Below are 20,262 nucleotides of genomic sequence, written 5' to 3' on the forward strand. Positions count from 1 at the left end.
GCGCGGACAAAAGATCATGTTCACGCAAGTTTTGCTCTCTAGGTCTTACCGGGCGCGGGACGCGTCGATTGCATCGCACCGACCGCGCCAGCACTTTCTGAAGGGAACGAAATTGATCCGGCAAACGCCAGCAACCGCCCTGTTTCGGAGACGATCATGACGGCCAGCCTTGCCAGTTTCCTGCCGGATTTCGAATTGTCCGGCATCCGTTCATTCCATGCTCCGACACAGAACTCTGCACCGGCGGGCGATTCCGGTGAATCGAGGATTGACCTTGAGGCCATTCGGAATGAGGCAAGGGCAGAGGGTGAAGCCGCTGCGCGTGCCGAGCTGGCCCGGAGCCATGCCGCCGAGCGCGAAGCCGAGGCTACTCGTCATGCGTTGGAACTTGAGGTTCTCCGGGCCGAACTCGAGGCGATGGCTGCTGAAACGATTCCACAGGCAATTGCCGCACGAAGCGCCGACATCGCCGAATTGATTGCTGGCGATGTCGCCGACATCCTGGCGCCGTTGCTCGATCAGGCGGTCCGTTCCCACATGCTTGCCGGCCTTGCTGGCGAGATCCGTGCCGCGCTTGACTTGGACAATGCCGGCCAGATCAGCGTCTCCGGTCCTGAAGGCATGATCGAATCGCTGCGTGAAGCCCTCGGCGCCGATGCCGACAGGGTTGTCATGCGCCAGACCGACGGCATCGACTTTGACGTGGAAGTCGACAGGACCCGGTTTGCCAGCCGTATCCGCGAATGGAGCAAGACCCTCGCGGAGAGCCTCGCATGACCGATACCTCTACCACCCACCAGGGCAAGAACGAGATCATCATCGTCAAACGCCGTGCCGGTGGTGATGAGGAAGGCCACCATGGCGGGGTCTGGAAGATCGCCTATGCCGACTTCATGACGGCGATGATGGCGTTTTTCCTGGTCATGTGGCTGGTCAATGCAGCCAATGAAGAGACCAAGGCGTCGGTCGCCAGCTATTTCAACCCGATCAAGTTGATGGATGACAAGCCGGCAGATCGGGGTGTCCAGCAGATTGGCAACAATGCCGAGGGCAAAGCCACCGCCCCCAAATCCAAGTCCGACGGCGACGAAACGTCCAATGGCGAGAATGGCGAGGCCGGCTCTCAGGAAAACGCCACGGCTGGTGAAGAACAGCAATACTCGGAAGCCGACTATTTCGAGAACCCCTATTCGGTGTTGGCTGAAATCGCCCAGGAAACCGGAACCCAGACCAATATTTCCGCCAAGGGCGATGGCGGCGCGTCAGACTCCGGACCGGCGTCGGGCGCGTCGGGTGGCGAGGCCTATCGTGATCCGTTCGATCCGGACTTCTGGTCCAAGAACATTGAACAGGAACGCACCGCGCTTGAAGAGAGCCAGTCGATGGTTCGCGCCGAGGGGTTTGTGGAGAACAACGCCCCGCAGGACGCCATTGATGCGCAGGGACTGCGCATCGATGCCAGTCAGGACGGCGCGAGCGATGGCAGCCCGGATGCCGGTCCCAATGGAAGCCAGTCCGCAAATACCGCAGGCGAGGGTGGCTCCGGCGCAGCCTCGGCCAAGCAGATCGCCCAGGCCGAAGAACTCAAGCAGGAAATTCGCCAGGCGCTCGGCGGCAGCGTCGGCAAACTGGCCGAAGGTCTCACGGTTACGCCTACCGAGGGTGGCCTGCTGGTCTCGATCACCGACCAGCTCGATTTCGGAATGTTCAAGGTTGGGTCGGCGGTGCCTGAACGCGATCTCGTGGTCGCCATGGAGAAAATCGGAGAACTGCTGTCCAAGCGCAGCGGCGCCATCGCCATTCGCGGCCATACCGATGCGCGGCCATTTTCGTCGGGAAATGATGACAACTGGCGGCTGTCAATGGCGCGTGCTCATTCCGCGTTCTTCATGCTGGTTCGCGGTGGCGTGCCAGAAGAACGTGTTGTCCAGGTTTCGGGCTTTGCCGACCGGCGGCTGAAAGATCCGGAAAACCCCTATTCCGAAGTCAACCGCCGCATCGAAATCCTTGTCCAGGCAGGGGAGACCTGACCGGTGACGCGCTGGCGGACTCCGACCCGTGTAAGCTTCGCCGTTACCGCGGCGTTGTTTGCGTTTGGGGCATGTGCCGAGGAGCAGGCGGCGCCGCAGGCGCAGACCGAGCACAGCGCCGTTGAACCTGGTCAGGATCACGGTGCCGGCGATTCCGCTACTTCCGCTCACCAGGCCGATGGTGACGCCGAACATCCGGTGGTCGCGGCACAAGCAGCGGAGCCTGCTGCCGGTGATCCGGCATCCGACTTTACAATGTCCGGCGAAATGGATGGGCTGGAGCCATACAAGCTGTTGCGGTCATTGCAATTCGTTCAGGATGCTGTCGTCCGCGGTGACCATTCCGCAATGGAAATGCAACGCTTTCTTCTGGGCGTGATCGACAGTCGCTTGCGCAAGGCCGATCAGAAGGTCTTCGATGATCCCCGCAACGTCGACGCAGCGCTGATATATGCGATGAGTGGCGGCAATCCCGAAACGCTGGAAATTCTGGCGATGAAGGACAAATTCGGCAATTTTGACAACGAGATCACGACCGTGCTCCGCGCCTATCTCAACGGCCGCGCCACCAATGCCGAGATCGGTGAGGTGGTCAAACTTTACCGAGACACCGAACTCGGGCCCTATCTGACTCTCGTTGCGGCCAATGTCACGGCGGCGATGAATGATATCTCGGCGCTTGAAATGTTCGACTGGGCGAGGCTCACCGCTCCCGGAACTCTGGTCGAGGAGGCAGCACTGCGGCGCTCGCTGTTCATTGCCGCGCGCAAGAACCTTGTCGACGAAGCGCTCAAATATGCCCAGCTCTATGCCCGCCGGTTCATCAACTCACCCTATGCCGGCCAATATGCCGATCTGCTGGTCGATCTCGTGGTGCTCAATTACGGCAAGGTTGGGGATGACCGCCTTGGTCAGATCCTTACGTTCATGGATCGACCGCGTAAACGTGAGGTCTATCTGCGGATCGCCCGCAAGGCGGTGATCTCCGGATTGCGCGATCTCGCGGTTTTCGCCTCCGAAAAAGCCGAAGCGCTGCTTGATCCGTCGGACAAGGCGCCGCAGGCGTTGGCGGATTTGTATTCCGGCATGGCCAAAATTCCTACTGACGGTGTCGGCGCTGTGCTGGCCGGGATCGAGGCTGTGCCGGAGAGACAATTGTCCCGTCGTGATCGGGCACTGCGCGAGGCGGCACGGATGATCGCCAGCGAAGTGGTAGCCAAACCCGACCCCAACAGCCTCACGCAAGCATTCTCGCCCATGGTGAATTCACCCAATGCGGTTGAGGGCGATGATCGTCGACAACCTGCAGGGGATTCCGAGGCAACAGCCGGTGCGTCGGCCGCAATGAACGCGGCGGCAATCACTGCAGACGAAGTTTTCGACGGATATGTATCCGATCGTAAGGACACACTCGAGCGCATCGACAAGCTGCTCGAGGGAGTAGAAGAGGAAGCAGGGTCTTGAGCGCGTTGGATTTGGTAGGTCAGCGGCCGGTGCCAGCCAGGCCGACGGGACGGATGGGCCAGCTTGGCGGCGACACTGCGGGCGGGCAATCAGGCGAACAGCCTTTTTCGGCGGTTCTGTCCGGTGAAGAACGAGGTGCAGCAAGCGATACAGGTCGCCCTCGGGTCGGGGGAGAAGCCGGTGTGCCGGCAAATGGGGCAGAGCAGGCGGAGGCGGCAACCGCCGGTCCGCAGCTTGTCGACCGGAATCCACCGCGCGAGCCTGCTGGCGAGCCGGCCCAATCCGATGACATGCTGGCCTTGCTCGACAGCCTGATGTCCAGCGCTGCCTTTTCCGATGACGCGAAACTGGGTGTCGATGACCTCCAGCCCGAAGCCGACGCCGTCGAGGCGGCAGTACAGGACACCAACATTGCCAGCACGGCCATCACCAGGGCCGATGCCGCCAACACGGCTGATACCAACACTAAGGCCGGCCCCGAAATCACCGCCGGTATCGAAGCCAATACCGATACTGAAATTGACATTGAAGACACCGAGGTCCTGACAAATCAGGTTGCCGCCCAGGCCAGCCAGATTCCGGTTGCATCCGCTGATCCGGCCGTGCCCACCCGTCAGACCAAGCAAACCGGCGAAATGGCCGAATTGGTGGCAAGCCTGCGAACCGGCGAACCGGTGTCGGCGAAGAACGCTCCCGCCCGCACCACCCAGGACAGCACCAAGGTGTCGACCGAGGAAAAGGAAGCTCTGCGCGCATTGGGCCTCAATACTGCAACATCGGTGATCAAGCCTGATGAGAACAAGTCCGAAGCTGGTGGCCGGTTTGCTGCTGCCGACCAACGGTCGGCAAAATCCGACCGCACAACTGAGGCAAAGCTCGACGCCAATCCCCGCAATGTAGAAGTGCTTGAATCGCGCCGGTTCATGGCGTTGCATCCGCTCAGCGCCAACGGGCAAATGCTCAGCCGCTCGCTGATCGATGCCGGTCAGCCGTTGTTTGCGGCACAGCGGGCCGGGCCAGCGCAACCCGCGTCCGTTCCCGGACAGCCTCAGCCGGGCCAGATGCTGCATACATTGAAGTTGCAGCTCAACCCGCTCTCGCTGGGCAGCGTCACCGCTGTTCTCAAGCTCTCGGGTGAAGAACTTTCCGTCGACATCAAGGTCGAAACCATCGAGGCCTATCGTCAGCTTTCAGACGACAACCGGGCGATCCTCAAATCTCTGCGCTCGCAAGGTTACGGAGTCGAGCAGATTACCATCCAGCATGTCCCCGGGCCGGATCGCACCGCAGCCCAGGCGCCGCAACCGGGCTTCCAGCCTGGTTCATCGGGATCCGGTTCGGCAGATGCTCAGGCCTCTGGCAAGCAGTCCGGTGGCCAGGGTGCGGGACAACAGGGAAATAGCCAGAATGGAGGACAAGGTCGTGATCAAAACTCCTATGTCGGTTCTGGCGCTGGTCGCGCTGACGGCGTTTATCTCTAGCAGTCTCGCGCCTGCAACCGCGCTGGCTGCGGCCGGGGCGTGCGAGGCGGAAATCCTGAGTGCGGCGCGGACCTATGGTGTGCCGGCGGGTATACTTCATTCTGTCGGGTTAACCGAAACCGGGCGCAAGGGATCGCTCTATCCCTACGCCTTGAATATCGAGGGCCGAACCGTTTTCGCCAAAAGCCGCAAAGAAGCTATCCGGGAATTCAAGCACGCCCGGGCCGAAGGCAAGCGATTGATCGATCTCGGTTGCATGCAGATCAACTACCGCTATCACGGAGCTGAATTCCCGTCGGTGGACGCCATGCTCGATCCGCACGCCAATGTCGAGTATGCAGCGCGGTTCCTCGCCCGTCTGCATGCGCGTCACGAAACCTGGACCATGGCCGTGGCGCGCTATCATGCCGGCCCCGACAATGACCCCGCACAGAAACGATATGTCTGTCGGGTGATCTCGAACCTTGTCGCCACCGGGCACGGTGCCTGGACCGCGGCAGCCAGAAAATTCTGTGATTAATGCAACCATAAAGAGAATATGGCGAACTTATGGTGTGTTTTCGGCAAGACGGCAAGATTGGGGCAAAGGTTAACGCTGCAAGCGAAAAATTAACCTTTTGTTAACTTTTCCCCGAAAAAATTGTGTCTATCCACAAGCTTGGCGCTAAATATGGCCAAATCAGCGCGAAACATGGTTAATCAACTCTTAAAACAAACCATGCGCTATTCATAGTTTACCTTGAATCAGCAGATTCGTACTCCTGTTACGACGAAGCACCACAACTGATTCGGAGGCGGACGAATGATCGTAGTGGTTGATGACAGGCAATTGGTTAAAGACGGCTACACTTCCCTATTCGGGCGTGAGGGAGTGCCGTCGGCAAGTTTTGATTCAGTAGAATTTGGCGAATGGGTGCACACCGCAGCGGATTCCGATCTCGATGCGGTCGAGGCCTTCCTGATCGGATTCGGGGCGCAGACGATGGATCTGCCGCGGGCGATCCGTGACCGGTCGCAAGCGCCGGTAATCGCGGTAAGCGATACGCCTTCGCTTGAATCTACTCTCGCGTTCTTTGACAGCGGTGTAGATGATGTGGTGCGCAAGCCGGTTCATCCGCGTGAAATCCTGGCCCGGGCGGCAGCAATTCGCCGCCGGCTGAAGGCGATCAGCACGCACATGGAAATCGGCACCATCCGGGTCTTTTCCGATGGTCGCGATCCGGAAATCGAGAACCGCACTTTTGCGCTGCCTCGCCGGGAGCGCCGAATTCTCGAATACCTCGTGGCCAACCGTGGCCGCCGGGTAACAAAACAACAGATATTCAATGCGATCTACGGGATCTTCGATGAAGACGTCGAAGAGAACGTGGTCGAAAGCCACATTTCCAAGCTGCGCAAAAAACTGCGCAAGCGGCTTGGTTTCGACCCGATCGATTCCAAGCGGTTTCTTGGTTATCTGATCGACTGGAAATGACCTGCCGGCGTCCGTCCGGGTCAAGCCTGCCGGACGCCACCGCAAGCAACGTGTGGAATCAGGTTCACGCAAGCCCCGTCGGTTAGTCTGGACTACCGTATGCAACGAGGGATTACGCGATGAGCCTTTATGGTATGATGCGCACCGGCGCTTCCGGAATGAACGCTCAGGCGAACCGGCTCGGCACTGTTGCCGACAACATCGCCAACTCCAACACCACGGGCTACAAGAAAGCCTCGACCGAATTTTCTTCGCTGATCCTGCCAAGTGGGAACGGCGCATACAATTCCGGTGGCGTGACCACAGATGTGCGCTATGCGATTTCCGAGCAGGGTGCTCTGGAATTTACCACTTCGGGAACAGATCTGGCGCTGGACGGCGACGGATTTTTCATCGTCAACGATCCCAGCGGCATTCCCTACCTGACCAGGGCCGGGTCATTCGTCGTCAATGGCGACGGCAATCTCGTCAACGCCGCTGGCTACATGCTGATGGGCTACGACTACACCGCCGGCGAACCGGCGCCTGTTGTCAACGGCTTCGATGGCCTGTCACCGATCAATGTCGGTTCGGGAAACCTCAGCGCCACTCCGTCGACGACTGGTGTATTTGCTGCCAATCTCGATGAAAGCGCAACGGCCGTCGCGGCAGGTTCGCTGCCGTCGACCAATGCCGCCAATGCCGAATACACCTCGAAGAGCTCTCTGGTGGTCTATGACAGTCTCGGTGGTGAAGTTCTGCTCGACTTCTATTACACCAAGACTGCTGCCAATGACTGGGAAGTCGCAGTTTACAACCGTGCTGATGCGTCGCCGAACACGGCGTTCCCCTATGCCTCCGCGGCGCTGGCAACCACGACATTGCAGTTTGATCCGACCACAGGTGAACTGGACGGCGGCAGCGCGACTGACATCTCGCTGGCAGTGCCGGGCGGTGCAGCGCTGACCGTTGATCTCTCCGAAATGAGTCAGCTCAGCTACAAGTTCACCGTTCGCAACGCCAATGTGGATGGCAACTCGCCCAGCCCGGTTGCGCGGGTTGAGGTTTCCAAGGACGGCACGCTCTTCGCTCAATACGAAGACGGCAAGCTGGAGCCGCTGTTCCGCATCGCGCTGGCCGATGTCCAGAGCCCCGATCAATTGCGTCCCGTTGCGGGCAATGTCTATGCCCAGGGCGTGGATTCAGGTGTCATCACCACCGGCTTTGCAGGCTCTGGCGCCTTTGGTTCAATCGTCTCCAGTGCGCTCGAAAGTTCAAACGTCGATATCGCCGAAGAACTGACCAATATGATCACGTCCCAGCGAAGCTATACGGCTAACTCCAAAGTGTTTCAGACAGGCTCCGACCTCATGGACGTGCTTGTCAACCTGAAGCGATAGATAACTGGTTCCGGAGGTGAAAAGAGTACAGTATGTCATTGTCATCGGCGATTAACGCGGCTCAAAACTCACTGTCGAATATCGCGACGCAGACCAACAATGTCTCGCGCAATATCTCTAATGCTTCCAATCCGGATTATAACCGCAGAAATGCGGCGCTGGCGACATCGCTGAACGGCGCCCAGGTCGTGTCCATCCAGCGAGCGCAGGACGAAGTCCTGTTCCGTCAGAGCATCACCGGCATGGCAACTTCAAGCGCGCAGCAAACCTTGCTGACGGGGTTCTCCAATCTCAAGGAAATTCTCGGCGGCAATGACTACGAGAATTCGCCGGCGACGCTGATAGCGAACATGCGGGACACCTTGTCCACCTATGCCGCGAAGCCCGGCGAAACCACACTGGCTCAAACCGCGATCGCCGACGCCAGCACCCTGGCGAACGGCCTTCGCGAGGCCTCCGCGGCGGTACAGAGGGTTCGGCTCGATGCCGATCAGGAGATTGATCGGCAGGTCAACTCCCTCAATGAACTGTTGTCCCGGTTCGAGGTTGCCAACAAAGGCGTCTACGCTGGCACCCAGGCTGGGCGTGACGTCAGCGCCGAACTCGATGAACGTGACGGCCTGCTGAAACAGATTTCCTCGATTATCGGTGTGACTCCGGTCACCCGTTCGGGCAACGACATGGCGCTCTACACCGCCAGCGGCACAACCCTGTTTGAAACCGTGGCGCGGCCGGTCACCTTCGAAAGTTCGGCTGGTTTCTCGGCTTCGATCCAGGGCAAAAAGGTTTATGTTGACGGCGTGCCCTTGGCAGCCGGTGCTGGGGCTACCACATCCGCGCAAGGATCGCTGCAGGCCCTGATTCAGGTCCGCGACGAAGTTGCACCGGTGGTGCAGAACCAGCTCGACGAAATAGCTCGTGCGCTGGTTGTCACATTCTCCGAAAAGGACCAATCCGCGGTCCCGACCCTGCCAGACCGGGCCGGCCTCTTTACCTGGAGCGGCGTGATGGTGCCGACCGGTGCGGCCGTCGTCCCGGGTATCGCCGCCACCATTGCGGTCAACCCGGCGCTGATCTCGTCACAGGGCGGCAATCCGCAATTGCTGCGTGATGGCGGCATCAATGGTGCCGCCTACAGTACCAATCCTTCCGGCGCCGCGGGCTACTCCGACGCGCTCGATTCCTTCGTTCTGGCGCTCGATGCGCCGATCAGTTTCGATGCGTCCGCCGGTATCTCCGTTTCCGACAGCATTACCGGGTTTGCAGCCGATTCCGTCGGTTGGCTTGAACTCAACCGCAGCGAAGCGAATTCGGCGGCAGTCTCCCGAGAGGCATTGCGTTACCGAACCGAGGAAGCGCTCTCCAACAAGACCGGCGTTTCGCTCGATGAGGAAATGTCGATGCTGCTGGAGCTGGAGCAGTCCTACAAGGCGTCCGCCCGGCTCATCTCTGCGGTTGATGAGATGCTGCAAGAGTTATTGGCGGCGGTGAGGTAGGACCATGAAGACCAGTTTCGTTTCAAATTTGGCCATCCAGAACGCAATGCGTCTGACCATCAGCCGTGGCCAGAGCGAAATTCAGCAGTTGCAGAAGGAAGTCGTGAGCGGCCGTTATGCCGATATCGGCATTGCACTGGGCGCCCAGACATCAAACAGCATCTCGCTCAATCGCGATGTGTCGCGGATGAAGACAATCCTCGATTCCAACGCGCTGGTCACTCAACGCATGTCGGCATCCCAGGCCGCGCTTGGGATGATGTCCGACAGTGCGCAGCAGATGCTGGAAGCATTCATCTCTGTCAACGGAGCCGACGACGCCGATCGGCTGGCGATTGCGCGGCGCGACGTGGAAACCGCGCTCAATGGTTTCACCACGGGCGTTAATACATCTTCGAACGGCGAGTACCTGTTTTCCGGCATCAACACCGACGTCAAGCCGCTGGACGACTATCAGGCGGCAGGCTCGACCGGCAAGGCGGCGTTCGACGCTCTGTTCCAGGCAAATTTCACGTTCGCGCAGGATGATCCCGCTGCCGCCAACATCACGGTCGCGCAGATGGACGATTTCATCGTCAACGTGCTTGAGCCCGCGTTTACAGGACCGGATTGGAACGCCAACTGGTCAAGCGCTTCGGACACCAATATTACCAGTCGCATCCAGAACAGCGAAGTGGTGGAATCCAGCACCAACGCCAATTCCAGCGGCATGCGCAATTTCGCACTCGCCGCGGTGATCGGTATGGAGTTGCTGAATTCACCAATTTCAAGTGAGGTCCGTAGCTCCGTCAACACCCACGCCATCCACTATGCAGGGCTGGCCGTGACCGGGATTGACAACCAGCGCGGAAATCTTGGTGTATCGGAAAATCGGGTCACCAAGGCAAATGTCTCGCTGCAATCGCAGATCAACATCGTCAATCTGCACATAGGCGACATCGAAGGCGTCGATGCTTACGAAGCATCAACGCGCATGACTTCACTGCTGGCCCAGGTGGAGACGTCCTACACACTCACCGCCCGGATCCAGCAACTTAATCTGATGAACTATTTATAAGTGCATTACCCGGGGTTTCCGGGGACTTATTGGACAAACATGAAGGGCGTCTGAATGTACCAGTTTTCCTATGCGGATGTTCAGGAGGATGGCGTTGCCGAAGCGCGTGAACGCGAGCGTGAGGCAATCAATCATTCCATCTCCCTGATGAAGGTGGCCAAGGCCAACGGCATTGAATCGCGTGACGCCATCGATGCAGTCTATTTTGTCAGCAGGCTGTGGGTCCGCTTCGTCGAGGACCTGGCTTCGCCCGACAATCAGCTGGAGCAGGAGCTTCGAGCCAACCTGATTTCCATAGGCATATGGGTGATCAAGGAGTCTGAGCGGATCCGGCTGCGCCAGTCCGACAATTTCCAGGGCATTATCGACATCTCGATCATCATCAGGGACGGGCTGAAATGAAAAGCTCACTGCGCATTTCCCTCAAGGCGGGCGAACGCATTTTCATCAATGGGGCGGTGCTTCGGGTGGATCGCAAGGTGGCGCTTGAGTTTCTCAATGATGTGACTTTCCTGCTGGAAAACCACGTGCTCCAGCCCGAACAGGCGGTGACGCCGCTCAAGCAGCTCTATTTCATCGTGCAGATGATGTTGATCAATCCCGAAGGCGCCGACCAGGCGATGGTGATGTTCCGCAAATCGGTGGTGATGCTGCTTACCTGCTTTACCAATGACGAGGTCCTTACCGAACTCAAGCATATTGACGGCATGGTGACCCAGGGGCGCGCCTTTGAAGCGCTCAAGGCCATTCGCGCGCTGTATCCGGTCGAAGAGGAAATCCTCAACACCTCGGCGATGCCCGCTGGCGCGATCGAGAAAATTCGCAAGGAGTTGGCCCCATGGACGTAAATCCAGTCAGTTCGAGCACCGCGACGGCCACTTCGGCAGCCGATGCCGCCGCCAGTAAGGTAGGCCTCGATTATGATACCTTCCTGACGCTGCTGGTTCAGCAGATGAAGAACCAGGACCCGACCGAGCCGATGGACGCCACCGAGCAGATCGCCCAGTTGGCGACCTTCAGCCAGGTGGAACAGACCATCAAGACCAACAAGAACCTCGAGATGCTGCTGCAGTCGTCCAACCTTACCCAGGCAGGATCGATCATCGGGCGCACGCTCACCAGCCACGACGGCGAGGTTTCCGGCATCGTCCAGGAAGTCACCGTGTCTGCCAATGGGTTGGTAGCCACACTCGACACCGGTGACGAACTTGCGGTCACCAACGGCGTGACCATCAAGTAAGATGAACGAAGCCGACGCCCTTGATATTGTCCAGGCCGCGATCTGGACCGTGCTGGTCGCCTCCGGTCCGGCGGTATTCGTGGCGATGTTTGTCGGTGTTGGCATCGCCTTCATCCAGGCTCTGACCCAGGTTCAGGAAATCACGCTGACTTTCGTTCCAAAGATTGTCGCCATCCTGATAACGGTTGCAATCTCGGCGCCGTTTGTCGGCTCGCAGATCTCCACCTTCACCAATATCGTGTTTCAGCGCATCGAAACGGGCTTCTAGACGGTTTCGTCCGGGCCACTGTACGCGCGTTCCCGGGGTTGTGCCGACAAACGTCGCTCCCCGGTTCGTGGTCGAGTGCATCCTGCTGCCACCTTCGCGCAAGCTTCGCATCCTACGGTCGAAGTGACGAATGCACCGGCATGATGCCGGCGCTGTGATTCGGAGCTACGCATACCATGGCCGACCCGCAAGCGCTGGCGATCCAGAAGACAGCCTTTCAAGGGAAGGACATGGGCTTTGCCTTCGGCATCGTCGTCATCCTTTCCATTCTGTTCCTGCCGATCCCCGCCTTCCTGATCGATCTCGGTCTGGCGTTTTCGATCTCGTTTTCGGTTCTGATCCTGATGGTCGCCCTGTGGATCCGGCGACCTCTCGATTTCTCCTCATTCCCCACCATCTTGCTGATTGCCACGATGATGCGGCTGTCGCTCAACATCGCCACCACCCGGGTCATCCTGTCGGAGGGCCATCTGGGGCCGGATGCGGCAGGACAAGTGATCGGCGGCTTTTCGCAAATGGTCATGTCGGGCGATTTCGTCATCGGCGTGATCGTCTTCCTGATCTTGGTGACGGTCAATTTCATCGTCATCACCAAGGGCGCGACGCGTATCGCTGAAGTTGGCGCGCGCTTCACCCTCGACGCCATTCCCGGCAAGCAGATGGCGATCGACGCCGATCTTTCCGCCGGCATGATCAACGAAGTCGAGGCCCGCGACCGGCGCCGTGAACTGGAGCAGGAAAGCTCGTTCTTCGGGTCCATGGATGGCGCGTCGAAATTCGTTCGTGGCGATGCCATTGCCGGCCTGCTGATCACCGGCATCAACATGTTCGGCGGCGTCATCATCGGCTATGCCCGCCATGACATGCAGATCGGCGAAGCTGCCGATGTGTTTGTCCGCCTTTCCGTCGGCGATGGCCTGGTCAGCCAGATCCCGGCACTGATCGTGTCGCTCGCCGCCGGTCTGCTGGTTTCGCGCGGCGGTCAGCTAGGTTCGACCGACGAAGCGGTGATCGACCAGCTCGGCGGCTATCCGCGGGCGCTGTTTGCGGCTTCCGGGCTTCTGTTCCTGCTGGCGCTAATGCCGGGATTGCCGTTCTTTCCCTTCTTCATGCTTGGCAGCGGCATGGCGTTTGCAAGCTGGGCAATTCCCCGTAAGCGCGACATCAAGGCGCGTGCCGAGGCGCAGGAAGTCCACCGTTCCGAACAGGCCGAGAAGGACAAGGAAAAGGATTCCGTCAAATCCATCCTGAAGACCGCCGAAATCGAACTGGTGCTGGGCAAGCAGGTTGCTACCAAGCTGCTCGGTTCGCACGAGGAACTGGCCTTCCGCGTTGCCAAGATGCGCAAGAAATTCGCCACCCAGTATGGCTTCGTGGTGCCGGAAATCAAGGTCACCGACGACATCTCGATCAAGGACAAGAGCTACCAGATCCGCATTCACGGCACCACGGTGGCAGCCAACGATTTGCGCGTCGGCGAGCTGATGGTGGTGCTTGCCGGCCCGCGCCGCCCCGCCATTCCCGGCGACGAAATCCGCGAGCCCGCCTTTGGCCTGCCGGCGTTGTCGGTGCCTGAAAACTTTGCCGAGGATCTCAAGCGCGAGGGCTTCCAGCCGATCGACAATGTTTCGGTGGTGCTGACCCATCTTTCGGAGGTCATTCGCAACAACTTGCCGCAATTGCTGTCCTACAAGGACATGAAGATCCTGATCGAACGGCTTGATCCGGAATACCGCAAGCTGGCTGATGAGATCTGCACCTCGCACATGTCCTATTCCGGCTTCCAGGCAGTACTCAAGCTGCTGCTGGCAGAGCGGGTCTCGATCCGCAACCTGCACCTCATACTCGAGGCCGTCGCCGAACTTGCCCCGCATGTGCGCAAGACCGAGCAGATCGTCGAACATGTGCGCATCCGCATGGCCCAGCAACTGTGCGGCGATATCGCCCGCAACGGCCAGCTCAATGTCCTCAGGCTCGGCAACAAGTGGGATCTGGCCTTCCACCAGGCGCTCAGGCGCGATCCCAAGGGCGAAGTCATCGAATTCGACATCGATCCGCGGATGCTCGAGGAGTTTTCCGAGCAGGCCACCACCGCAATCCGCACCCAGATGGACAAGGGGGTTCCGTTCGTGCTCGTCACCTCGCCTGACTCCCGGCCCTATGTGCGGATGATCATTGAACGGATCTTCGCCACGCTGCCAGTTCTCTCGCATGTCGAAATCGCCAAGGGCATCGAGATAAAGTTGCTCGGCTCGATCTCGTGATCGAGGACCCCGAAGGCACCATCCTGGCGCTGTTTGCGGCGTTCTGCCGAATCGGCGGCTGCATCATGGTGTTGCCGGGATTTTCAAGCTTCCGGGTTCCGCTGCAAATCCGCCTGTTCATTGCGCTTGCGATCTCGATGGCGTTGCTGCCTGTGCTCTGGGATACGCTCTACCCGACCGTACATACCGGCCAGCGGATCTACATCGCACTGGTCGCCGTGGAGCTTCTTATCGGCGTCACGTTCGGGTTGATTGCGCGCTATATCGTGCTGGCGCTGCAATTTGCCGGCACCGGAATTTCGATGGCGATCGGCTTCAACGCGGCGCCCGGCGGCAGCCTGCTCGAAGCCGAGCAGGAGGGGCAACTGACCTCGTTGATCAGCTTCACAGCCATTCTGGTCCTGTTCCTGACCGACTTCCACCATATGGTGATTTCGGCGCTGGTGCGCTCCTACGACTTCATGCCGGTGGGGACCGGGTTTGACCCGAAGATGGCCTTGCGGACCCTGACCGACACGCTCGCCGGTTCCTTCATGCTGGTGCTGAGGCTAGCCAGCCCGTTTCTGGTCTACGGCCTGTTGTTCAATCTCTCCATCGGCATGGTCAACAAGCTGGCGCCGCAGATCCCGGTCTACTTCATCTCGATTCCCTTCATCCTGTTTGGCGGTCTGATATTGCTGTTCTTCGGATCGACCGAATTCTTCATGCAATTCACCAATGGCTTCGAAACATTGTTTCTGGGATTGCGTTGAGATGGCGGGGTCGCGCGCCGACAAGCTTGCCCGTCTGGTTCGCGTTCAGCGACAGATCGAGCGCATGGCCGAAAACGATCTGTCCGACACGATGCGTGTGCAGGCCGCCACCGATGCCACACAGCAGGCACTGGTCGATGCGGTAGGCTCGTTCGATCCGGTGCATGCGGCGATGTCGCACCATTACGCTCTGAGGTTTCAAAAGTTGTCGGCCAGATCGCAGCAGCTTGCGGGCATGAAATCCGTGCAGGAGCGTCGGGTGCTTACCGAAAAGACCAAGGCCGACCGGTTGGAAACCCAGGCCGCCGAGGCCGCCGAAGGCGAGGAGCGCGTCGCCGCGGACGAAACCCTGCTGGATCTGCTGGAAGCTTCGCTTGCAGCACACACCACCGGCACAAGGCCAGCGTAAGCTTCATCGGTCAGAGTGCAATTGACTGTTTCTCAAATTCGCGCGGCGGGGATATTTCGTGTCCATTCAAACGGCAACCGATCTCATTCTGGATGTGGTACGCGCGGCTGACCCCGCGGTGGCGCAGAAGGCCGAATCCATGCTCGAGGCGGCATCGGCACGCAAGACCGAAATCGCCGCCAGGTCTCCAGCCTTCGAACGCCAGTTGCTGGCGTCGAACGATCCATCCGGGGTGTTGGCGCCCGCTCCCGCGGCAGCCAAGCCCGATCACACTCCGGATCAGATCAAGGAGACCTATCAGCGTTTCGAAGCGATGATCCTGCAGAACTTCATCGGTGCGATGCTGCCACAGGACGCCGAAGAGATGTACGGCAAGGGCACAGCCGGCGAAGTCTGGAAGGGCATGATGGCCGAGCAACTGGGTGCCGCACTTGCCAAGGGCGGCGGCATCGGCATCGCCGCGCGCATGCTCGCCGACCGGGTTGCCCCCGGATTGCCGCCGGAATCGGCTGACGCCATCGGCTCCAACGTGACCAATCGGGCAGCCAGCATGGTCAATCAGACCCAGATGCAGATCCTCGCCGACATTGCCGCTCCAACTGATAACGATAGTGCGGCCTCCGACCGCCAACCTGCCGCGCGGAGGGCCTGAAAGCCATGTCTGACCCTTCATTCCGGGATCACCGTTTCCACACTGTGCTGACGCGGCTCGAAACCGTGATCGACGCTGAGAATGCGGCCATTGGCAGCGATCAGGAGTACGATCTGGTCCGCTCCAATGCGGCCAAGAGCCGTTGCCTCTACGACATGACGATGCTCTTCAAGGACATCAACCCGGCCCAACTCGGGGATGCTCACAAGGAGCACCTGGGTACGGTGAAGGACAAGCTCGACACCAACAACTCCCGGCTCAAGGCGCATATGGAAGCCGTGCGCGACATTACCGAGATGATCAAGGAATCTGTCGCCGCTTCGGAGGCCGACGGAACCTATTCGGTCAATCAGTTCCGCGGAACCAACCTGTCATGATGAAACTGCTGATCACCGGGGTCTGGATTTGCGGCGTTGCGCTGGCATCGGTCTATTTCTCGGTCCAGATCAGCAACAAGAAGGAAAATGCCGAACCGATTCCGGCCATGTTCGGCGGGCTGGAAACAATTCGCGGTGAAGTGACATCGATCCCGGTGATCAACGGCGGTTCCGTCAACGGCTATTTCATCACCCGGTTGTCTTACACGATCGATGCGGCAAAAGCGGCCCGGCTGACCATTCCGATCGATGTTCTTGTTACCGATTCACTTTACACCGCACTGGTGGGCGAGCAGATCATCAGGTTCCCCGATATCGAAAAATTCGACCTGGAGGCGTTTCGCGCCCATGTTCGCGACACGCTTAACGAAAAACTCGGCGACGAAGTGTTTCACGACGTGGTTGTCGAGCAGATCGACTTTTTGTCCAAGGACGATATCCGCTCCAATATGCGCCGCGGCGAGCGCAACATGAAGGGTGGTGCGCTGGTGGACGAAGGCAGCGCCGAAGAACCCGCACCTGCACCAAGTCACTGATTCAGTTGGCAACCTAAATCAAAGCCTTAAAGCGGGCTTTGCGTAGGCAAGGAAACTCTGCGTCGCAGCCGGTGCCTTGGTTTTCAACTTTCCAGAGCGTGCGCCGCCTCAGTTGCTTTCGGGGTTTCGATACTGCTCGTTGACCAGCCCGAATTCGGCCATCAACCGCCCCAGCGCCACCTGGCTGTGATAAAGCCCGATCACCGCAGACTTTGTCTCAAGTCCCAGCCCGATCCCGCGCAAGGGCGACGCCGCCAACAGCGCCAGCGATTTGGCCAGCGTTCTGGCGCGCCCCGAAAACCCTGGCCGCTGCCGTTTTTCGATGATCGCCGAAATCGCGCCATTGCGCAGCGAGCGCGCATTCAGCCAGGAGAATTCAGCTCGCCGCGCGGGCAGGGTTTCCATCACTTCCGCTTCGGCGCACCAGCCGAACGTGAAGCCGCGCGCCTTGGCGCGGCGGTAAAAATCACTGTCGCCGCCGCCGATGAAATTGAAACCCGGGTCGAGGAATGGCCGCGGCATGGCGTCGAGCACGCGCCGCGCGATCAGCACATTGCCTGATGAATAGAGGATCGGCACTGTGCCGGTCTGGGTATAGTGCGGCGTGAACACCGGATGGCGCCGCCAGCGGTCGAGCGCCCGGTCGGCAAACACAGGAACCTGCGGACCACCCACCAGATCGGCGCCACAGCGCTGCGCGGTCTCGACAAGCCCGGCGATCCAGCCGGGACCGGCGATTTCATCATCGTCGATCACCGCGATATGCGCGAAATTCGGAAATTCCGCCAGGGCCGTTTCCCAGCCGGCATTGTAAGCGTGGCAATTGCCGCGTTGGTGGGCGACGATGACAATCCCCTGAAGCTTCGAGGTTTCAAACCAGCCGGCCGCGGCGTTCGCGCCTTCAAGGCCTTCCGCGTCATTGTCCATGACGATCACCGCGGTGTCGTGGCCTCTATGCTGTGCTTCCAGCGAGGCCAGGGTCGCGATCAAGTGGTCGGGACGCCGAAACGTCGGCACCGTGACGACCAGACGGATGCCATCGGGGGCAAGGCCGGTCGACCGGGCATGCTCGGAAATATGGGTGCGATCAGACGCCATGCAGATCATCCTGTTGATGAACGCTTACCTTCGCATGCGAATCTGAAGATTGGCTGAAACCAATCCTGCGAATTTGATGTGAGCGTTTAACCGGCCCTTCAAATCGGTGGAGTATGTTTGCCGGCATTACTCAAATGGATCGCACATGCATTTCGTTTTCATTTCCTCGCTTGTCCCTGTGGCGGCTCCTACATCCGGTTATGACATTGCCAACCGGGTAATTGTCGATGCGGTGCGGCTGCTCGGCCACAAGGTCTCGGTGATAGGCTTCCTGCAGCCCGGTCAGACACCCGCCGCACCCGACGATACCCGGCTGCTGGGGATACTCGAAGTGACCAATGCGCGGGTCGGTGGATTGCAAAAGGCGCTCTGGCTCAAGGACGCATTTGTGCATGGCGAGCCGGTGTCCGTGGCCAAAATGCATGCCGCCACGCCGACTGATTTGCGCGCAGCCCTTGGCGCCTTCGAGGCAATCGACGGTCTGATTCTCAATTCGGTACAGTTGCCCGGGGCGTTTCTGGACGTTCTCAAGGACTGGCCCAGCCTGTTTGTCGCCCACAATGTCGAAGCCCGAACGGCTGCCGATAATGCCGACCTCGTCGGCACCGCTGTAAGCCGTTGGCTGTACCGGCGCGACGCCCGGCTGTTGAAGCTTTTGGAGCGAGACCTGTGCGCCCAGGCGCGCCATGTTTTCACGCTGGCCGAGGCCGACCGCGCCGAACTTGGCGTTGCCTCCGCCGAGCGCTCCACCGCGCTGCCGCTGGTAACCTCGGTGACATCGCCCGATGTGCCATCGCCGCGCACGCCGGAATTTGACGCCGGCCTGATCGGCTCCTGGAGCTGGACTGCCAACCGCACCGGGCTTGACTGGTTTCTCGCCGAAGTGGCGCCACGCCTGCCAAATGACTTCAAAATCGCGGTTGCCGGCGGTCTTGGCACGGATATTCCGGCCGCGCCTGCCAATGTCTCGTTTCTCGGGCGGGTCCCCGATGCGCGCGCTTTCGTACGTTCCTGCCGTCTGGTTCCGCTGGTCTCGCAAACCGGCACCGGGGTTCAACTCAAGACCATCGAAACCTTCGAAATGGGCTTGCCGGCCGTTGCCACACAGAGTGCGTTGCGCGGCATTTCCGATCGGCCCGACAATTGCGTCGCTGCCGATGATCCTGCTGCCTTCGCCGAGGCCATGATCCGTCAGATCGGGCGATCGCGGGCCGGGGAAAACCTTGACGGCGACGGGCGTATTTTTCACGCCCATCAGCTCGCAAAACTCACACAAAGCCTGAGCCGTGGTTTCCAGAATTGGGAAAATCTTGGTTAACAAACTCTAAGTTAACGATTTAACCTAGATGCTAGAACGGCCGTACAGGCGATTTGAGAAAGTGTTAATACCCATCAGGAAAGCGCGATGACGCTCTATTGGCTGGTTCATAGCGAACAGCCCGCATCACGCTAGTGAGCCTGGAGCAGACATGACGACTAAGGAAACTGGCGAGCATCGTGATATCATGGGTATTCGGGTTGCGGCTTTTGGCTGGACCCAGGCGCTTGAACGGCTGGAACAATCCGTCGATGACGAAGGCGCACCACACGTCGTCAATTTTCTCAACGCCCACAACGCCAATCTGGCGATGCGTGACCCCAACTACCGCGAGGGGCTCGCGAAGTGTGAAGTGCTGCCCGACGGGCTCGGTGTCGATATCGCTTCACGCACATTTTACGGCACTTCCTTTCCGGCCAATCTCAATGGCACCGATCTGGTTCCCGCGCTGCTTGTATATATCCAGCGGCCGCTCAAGGTGGCGCTGATCGGCGGCCGCCCCGATATTCTCAAGGTGGCGGCTGAACGTTTTGCCAGCGCCACACCCTGGCACACGTTTCATGCGGTCTCTGACGGCTACTTCGACAGGTCCAACAGCGCCGCCATCCTCGATCAACTGGCCGCGATTGATCCCGACATCACCCTCGTGGCGTTGGGCAGTCCGACCCAGGAAGTCTGGATTGATACCCACATCCGGCAGGGCCATGGCCGGCTGGTGATGGGCGTGGGAGCGTTGTTTGATTTTGTCTCCGGCGCCGTGCCCCGGGCGCCGCAGGCGTTTCGCACCTTGCGGGTCGAATGGCTCTGGCGGCTGATACTCGAGCCTTCGCGTCTGTGGCGCCGCTACATTGTCGGCAATCCGGTTTTTCTCTGGCATGTGCTGCGCTACAAGCTGATGAGTGCCAGCCGGAATTCCCGAATTCCAGTTTGACGCCATTTCGCTGACCACATTCAAGAGCCGCCTGGA

Annotated in this window: 22 protein-coding genes; 21 read left to right on the forward strand and 1 reads right to left on the reverse strand. The window is 59.5% G+C overall.

What is annotated here, in order from left to right:
• Positions 1-156 precede the first annotated feature (156 nt).
• The 19 genes from OEG84_RS20060 to OEG84_RS20150 all read left to right on the forward strand — a co-directional run bounded on the left by OEG84_RS20060 (position 157) and on the right by OEG84_RS20150 (position 16,879).
• A complete protein-coding gene (locus OEG84_RS20060; protein ID WP_267655373.1) occupies positions 157-777 on the forward strand; it encodes a hypothetical protein in 621 nt (206 codons plus the stop codon).
• Complete coding sequence (locus OEG84_RS20065; RefSeq protein WP_267655374.1) at positions 774-2,030, forward strand: MotB family protein; 1,257 nt, start codon at positions 774-776, stop codon at positions 2,028-2,030. Before OEG84_RS20060 ends, OEG84_RS20065 begins: the two co-directional genes overlap by 4 nt.
• A 3-nt stretch (positions 2,031-2,033) precedes the next feature.
• The gene (locus OEG84_RS20070; protein ID WP_267655375.1) at positions 2,034-3,494 is read left to right on the forward strand and encodes a chemotaxis protein; all 1,461 of its coding nucleotides are present in this window, start codon (positions 2,034-2,036) and stop codon (positions 3,492-3,494) included.
• Complete coding sequence (gene fliK / locus OEG84_RS20075; RefSeq protein ID WP_267655376.1) at positions 3,491-4,975, forward strand: flagellar hook-length control protein FliK; 1,485 nt, start codon at positions 3,491-3,493, stop codon at positions 4,973-4,975. Before OEG84_RS20070 ends, fliK begins: the two co-directional genes overlap by 4 nt.
• On the forward strand, positions 4,932-5,495 hold the full coding sequence (locus OEG84_RS20080; protein WP_425602928.1) for a transglycosylase SLT domain-containing protein: 564 nt from the start codon (positions 4,932-4,934) through the stop codon (positions 5,493-5,495). Before fliK ends, OEG84_RS20080 begins: the two co-directional genes overlap by 44 nt.
• A gap of 282 nt (positions 5,496-5,777) precedes the next feature.
• Positions 5,778-6,449, forward strand: coding sequence for a response regulator transcription factor (locus OEG84_RS20085; RefSeq protein ID WP_267655377.1), 672 nt, complete (start codon positions 5,778-5,780; stop codon positions 6,447-6,449).
• A gap of 119 nt (positions 6,450-6,568) precedes the next feature.
• Positions 6,569-7,828, forward strand: a complete 1,260-nt coding sequence (locus tag OEG84_RS20090; protein ID WP_267655378.1) for a flagellar hook protein FlgE — start codon at positions 6,569-6,571, stop codon at positions 7,826-7,828.
• Positions 7,829-7,860: 32 nt separating this feature from the next.
• Positions 7,861-9,324, forward strand: coding sequence for a flagellar hook-associated protein FlgK (flgK, locus tag OEG84_RS20095; RefSeq protein WP_267655379.1), 1,464 nt, complete (start codon positions 7,861-7,863; stop codon positions 9,322-9,324).
• A 4-nt stretch (positions 9,325-9,328) separates the two neighbouring features.
• Positions 9,329-10,381, forward strand: a complete 1,053-nt coding sequence (locus OEG84_RS20100) for a flagellar hook-associated family protein (protein ID WP_267655380.1) — start codon at positions 9,329-9,331, stop codon at positions 10,379-10,381.
• 54 nt (positions 10,382-10,435) lie between these two features.
• A complete protein-coding gene (gene flaF / locus OEG84_RS20105; protein ID WP_267655381.1) occupies positions 10,436-10,783 on the forward strand; it encodes a flagellar biosynthesis regulator FlaF in 348 nt (115 codons plus the stop codon).
• Positions 10,780-11,229, forward strand: coding sequence for a flagellar biosynthesis repressor FlbT (gene flbT, locus OEG84_RS20110; RefSeq protein WP_267655382.1), 450 nt, complete (start codon positions 10,780-10,782; stop codon positions 11,227-11,229). The genes flaF and flbT overlap by 4 nt, the downstream gene beginning before the upstream one ends.
• Positions 11,220-11,621, forward strand: a complete 402-nt coding sequence (gene flgD, locus OEG84_RS20115; protein WP_267655383.1) for a flagellar hook assembly protein FlgD — start codon at positions 11,220-11,222, stop codon at positions 11,619-11,621. The genes flbT and flgD overlap by 10 nt, the downstream gene beginning before the upstream one ends.
• 1 nt (position 11,622) lies before the next feature.
• Positions 11,623-11,889, forward strand: coding sequence for a flagellar biosynthesis protein FliQ (fliQ, locus tag OEG84_RS20120; RefSeq protein WP_267655384.1), 267 nt, complete (start codon positions 11,623-11,625; stop codon positions 11,887-11,889).
• Positions 11,890-12,065: 176 nt separating this feature from the next.
• On the forward strand, positions 12,066-14,153 hold the full coding sequence (flhA, locus tag OEG84_RS20125; protein ID WP_267655385.1) for a flagellar biosynthesis protein FlhA: 2,088 nt from the start codon (positions 12,066-12,068) through the stop codon (positions 14,151-14,153).
• The gene (gene fliR / locus OEG84_RS20130) at positions 14,150-14,905 is read left to right on the forward strand and encodes a flagellar biosynthetic protein FliR (RefSeq protein WP_267655386.1); all 756 of its coding nucleotides are present in this window, start codon (positions 14,150-14,152) and stop codon (positions 14,903-14,905) included. Before flhA ends, fliR begins: the two co-directional genes overlap by 4 nt.
• A gap of 1 nt (position 14,906) precedes the next feature.
• A complete protein-coding gene (locus tag OEG84_RS20135) occupies positions 14,907-15,314 on the forward strand; it encodes a hypothetical protein (protein ID WP_267655387.1) in 408 nt (135 codons plus the stop codon).
• A 58-nt stretch (positions 15,315-15,372) separates the two neighbouring features.
• Positions 15,373-15,966 (forward strand): rod-binding protein, encoded by a 594-nt coding sequence (locus OEG84_RS20140; protein ID WP_267655388.1) that lies wholly within the window; start codon positions 15,373-15,375, stop codon positions 15,964-15,966.
• Between the two features lie 5 nt (positions 15,967-15,971).
• A complete protein-coding gene (locus OEG84_RS20145; protein ID WP_267655389.1) occupies positions 15,972-16,343 on the forward strand; it encodes a hypothetical protein in 372 nt (123 codons plus the stop codon).
• The gene (locus OEG84_RS20150) at positions 16,340-16,879 is read left to right on the forward strand and encodes a hypothetical protein (protein WP_267655390.1); all 540 of its coding nucleotides are present in this window, start codon (positions 16,340-16,342) and stop codon (positions 16,877-16,879) included. The genes OEG84_RS20145 and OEG84_RS20150 overlap by 4 nt, the downstream gene beginning before the upstream one ends.
• Positions 16,880-16,987: 108 nt before the next feature.
• Here OEG84_RS20150 and OEG84_RS20155 read toward each other — a convergent pair whose 3' ends face one another.
• A complete protein-coding gene (locus OEG84_RS20155) occupies positions 16,988-17,986 on the reverse strand; it encodes a glycosyltransferase family 2 protein (protein WP_267655391.1) in 999 nt (332 codons plus the stop codon).
• A gap of 136 nt (positions 17,987-18,122) precedes the next feature.
• On the opposite strand from OEG84_RS20155, the gene OEG84_RS20160 reads away from it, so the two are divergent.
• Positions 18,123-19,295, forward strand: coding sequence for a glycosyltransferase (locus OEG84_RS20160; RefSeq protein WP_267655392.1), 1,173 nt, complete (start codon positions 18,123-18,125; stop codon positions 19,293-19,295).
• A 151-nt stretch (positions 19,296-19,446) separates the two neighbouring features.
• A complete protein-coding gene (locus OEG84_RS20165) occupies positions 19,447-20,226 on the forward strand; it encodes a WecB/TagA/CpsF family glycosyltransferase (protein WP_267655393.1) in 780 nt (259 codons plus the stop codon).
• Positions 20,227-20,262 lie beyond the last annotated feature (36 nt).

It is taken from the genome of Hoeflea algicola (genome assembly GCF_026619415.1).
Classification (GTDB): Bacteria; Pseudomonadota; Alphaproteobacteria; order Rhizobiales; family Rhizobiaceae; genus Hoeflea; species Hoeflea algicola.

Bases quoted from the DNA above. Each gene is read 5' to 3' on its own strand.
- fliQ (WP_267655384.1), top strand. From the start codon at position 11,623: ATGAACGAAGCCGACGCCCTTGATATTGTCCAGGCCGCGATCTGGACC.
- OEG84_RS20090 (WP_267655378.1), top strand. From the start codon at position 6,569: ATGAGCCTTTATGGTATGATGCGCACCGGCGCTTCCGGAATGAACGCT.
- OEG84_RS20155 (WP_267655391.1), bottom strand. From the start codon at position 17,986: ATGATCTGCATGGCGTCTGATCGCACCCATATTTCCGAGCATGCCCGG.
- OEG84_RS20150 (WP_267655390.1), top strand. From the start codon at position 16,340: ATGATGAAACTGCTGATCACCGGGGTCTGGATTTGCGGCGTTGCGCTG.
- OEG84_RS20165 (WP_267655393.1), top strand. From the start codon at position 19,447: ATGACGACTAAGGAAACTGGCGAGCATCGTGATATCATGGGTATTCGG.
- flbT (WP_267655382.1), top strand. From the start codon at position 10,780: ATGAAAAGCTCACTGCGCATTTCCCTCAAGGCGGGCGAACGCATTTTC.
- flaF (WP_267655381.1), top strand. From the start codon at position 10,436: ATGTACCAGTTTTCCTATGCGGATGTTCAGGAGGATGGCGTTGCCGAA.
- flhA (WP_267655385.1), top strand. From the start codon at position 12,066: ATGGCCGACCCGCAAGCGCTGGCGATCCAGAAGACAGCCTTTCAAGGG.
- flgK (WP_267655379.1), top strand. From the start codon at position 7,861: ATGTCATTGTCATCGGCGATTAACGCGGCTCAAAACTCACTGTCGAAT.
- flgD (WP_267655383.1), top strand. From the start codon at position 11,220: ATGGACGTAAATCCAGTCAGTTCGAGCACCGCGACGGCCACTTCGGCA.
- OEG84_RS20135 (WP_267655387.1), top strand. From the start codon at position 14,907: ATGGCGGGGTCGCGCGCCGACAAGCTTGCCCGTCTGGTTCGCGTTCAG.
- OEG84_RS20065 (WP_267655374.1), top strand. From the start codon at position 774: ATGACCGATACCTCTACCACCCACCAGGGCAAGAACGAGATCATCATC.
- OEG84_RS20060 (WP_267655373.1), top strand. From the start codon at position 157: ATGACGGCCAGCCTTGCCAGTTTCCTGCCGGATTTCGAATTGTCCGGC.
- OEG84_RS20160 (WP_267655392.1), top strand. From the start codon at position 18,123: ATGCATTTCGTTTTCATTTCCTCGCTTGTCCCTGTGGCGGCTCCTACA.
- OEG84_RS20080 (WP_425602928.1), top strand. From the start codon at position 4,932: ATGTCGGTTCTGGCGCTGGTCGCGCTGACGGCGTTTATCTCTAGCAGT.
- OEG84_RS20145 (WP_267655389.1), top strand. From the start codon at position 15,972: ATGTCTGACCCTTCATTCCGGGATCACCGTTTCCACACTGTGCTGACG.
- OEG84_RS20085 (WP_267655377.1), top strand. From the start codon at position 5,778: ATGATCGTAGTGGTTGATGACAGGCAATTGGTTAAAGACGGCTACACT.
- OEG84_RS20100 (WP_267655380.1), top strand. From the start codon at position 9,329: ATGAAGACCAGTTTCGTTTCAAATTTGGCCATCCAGAACGCAATGCGT.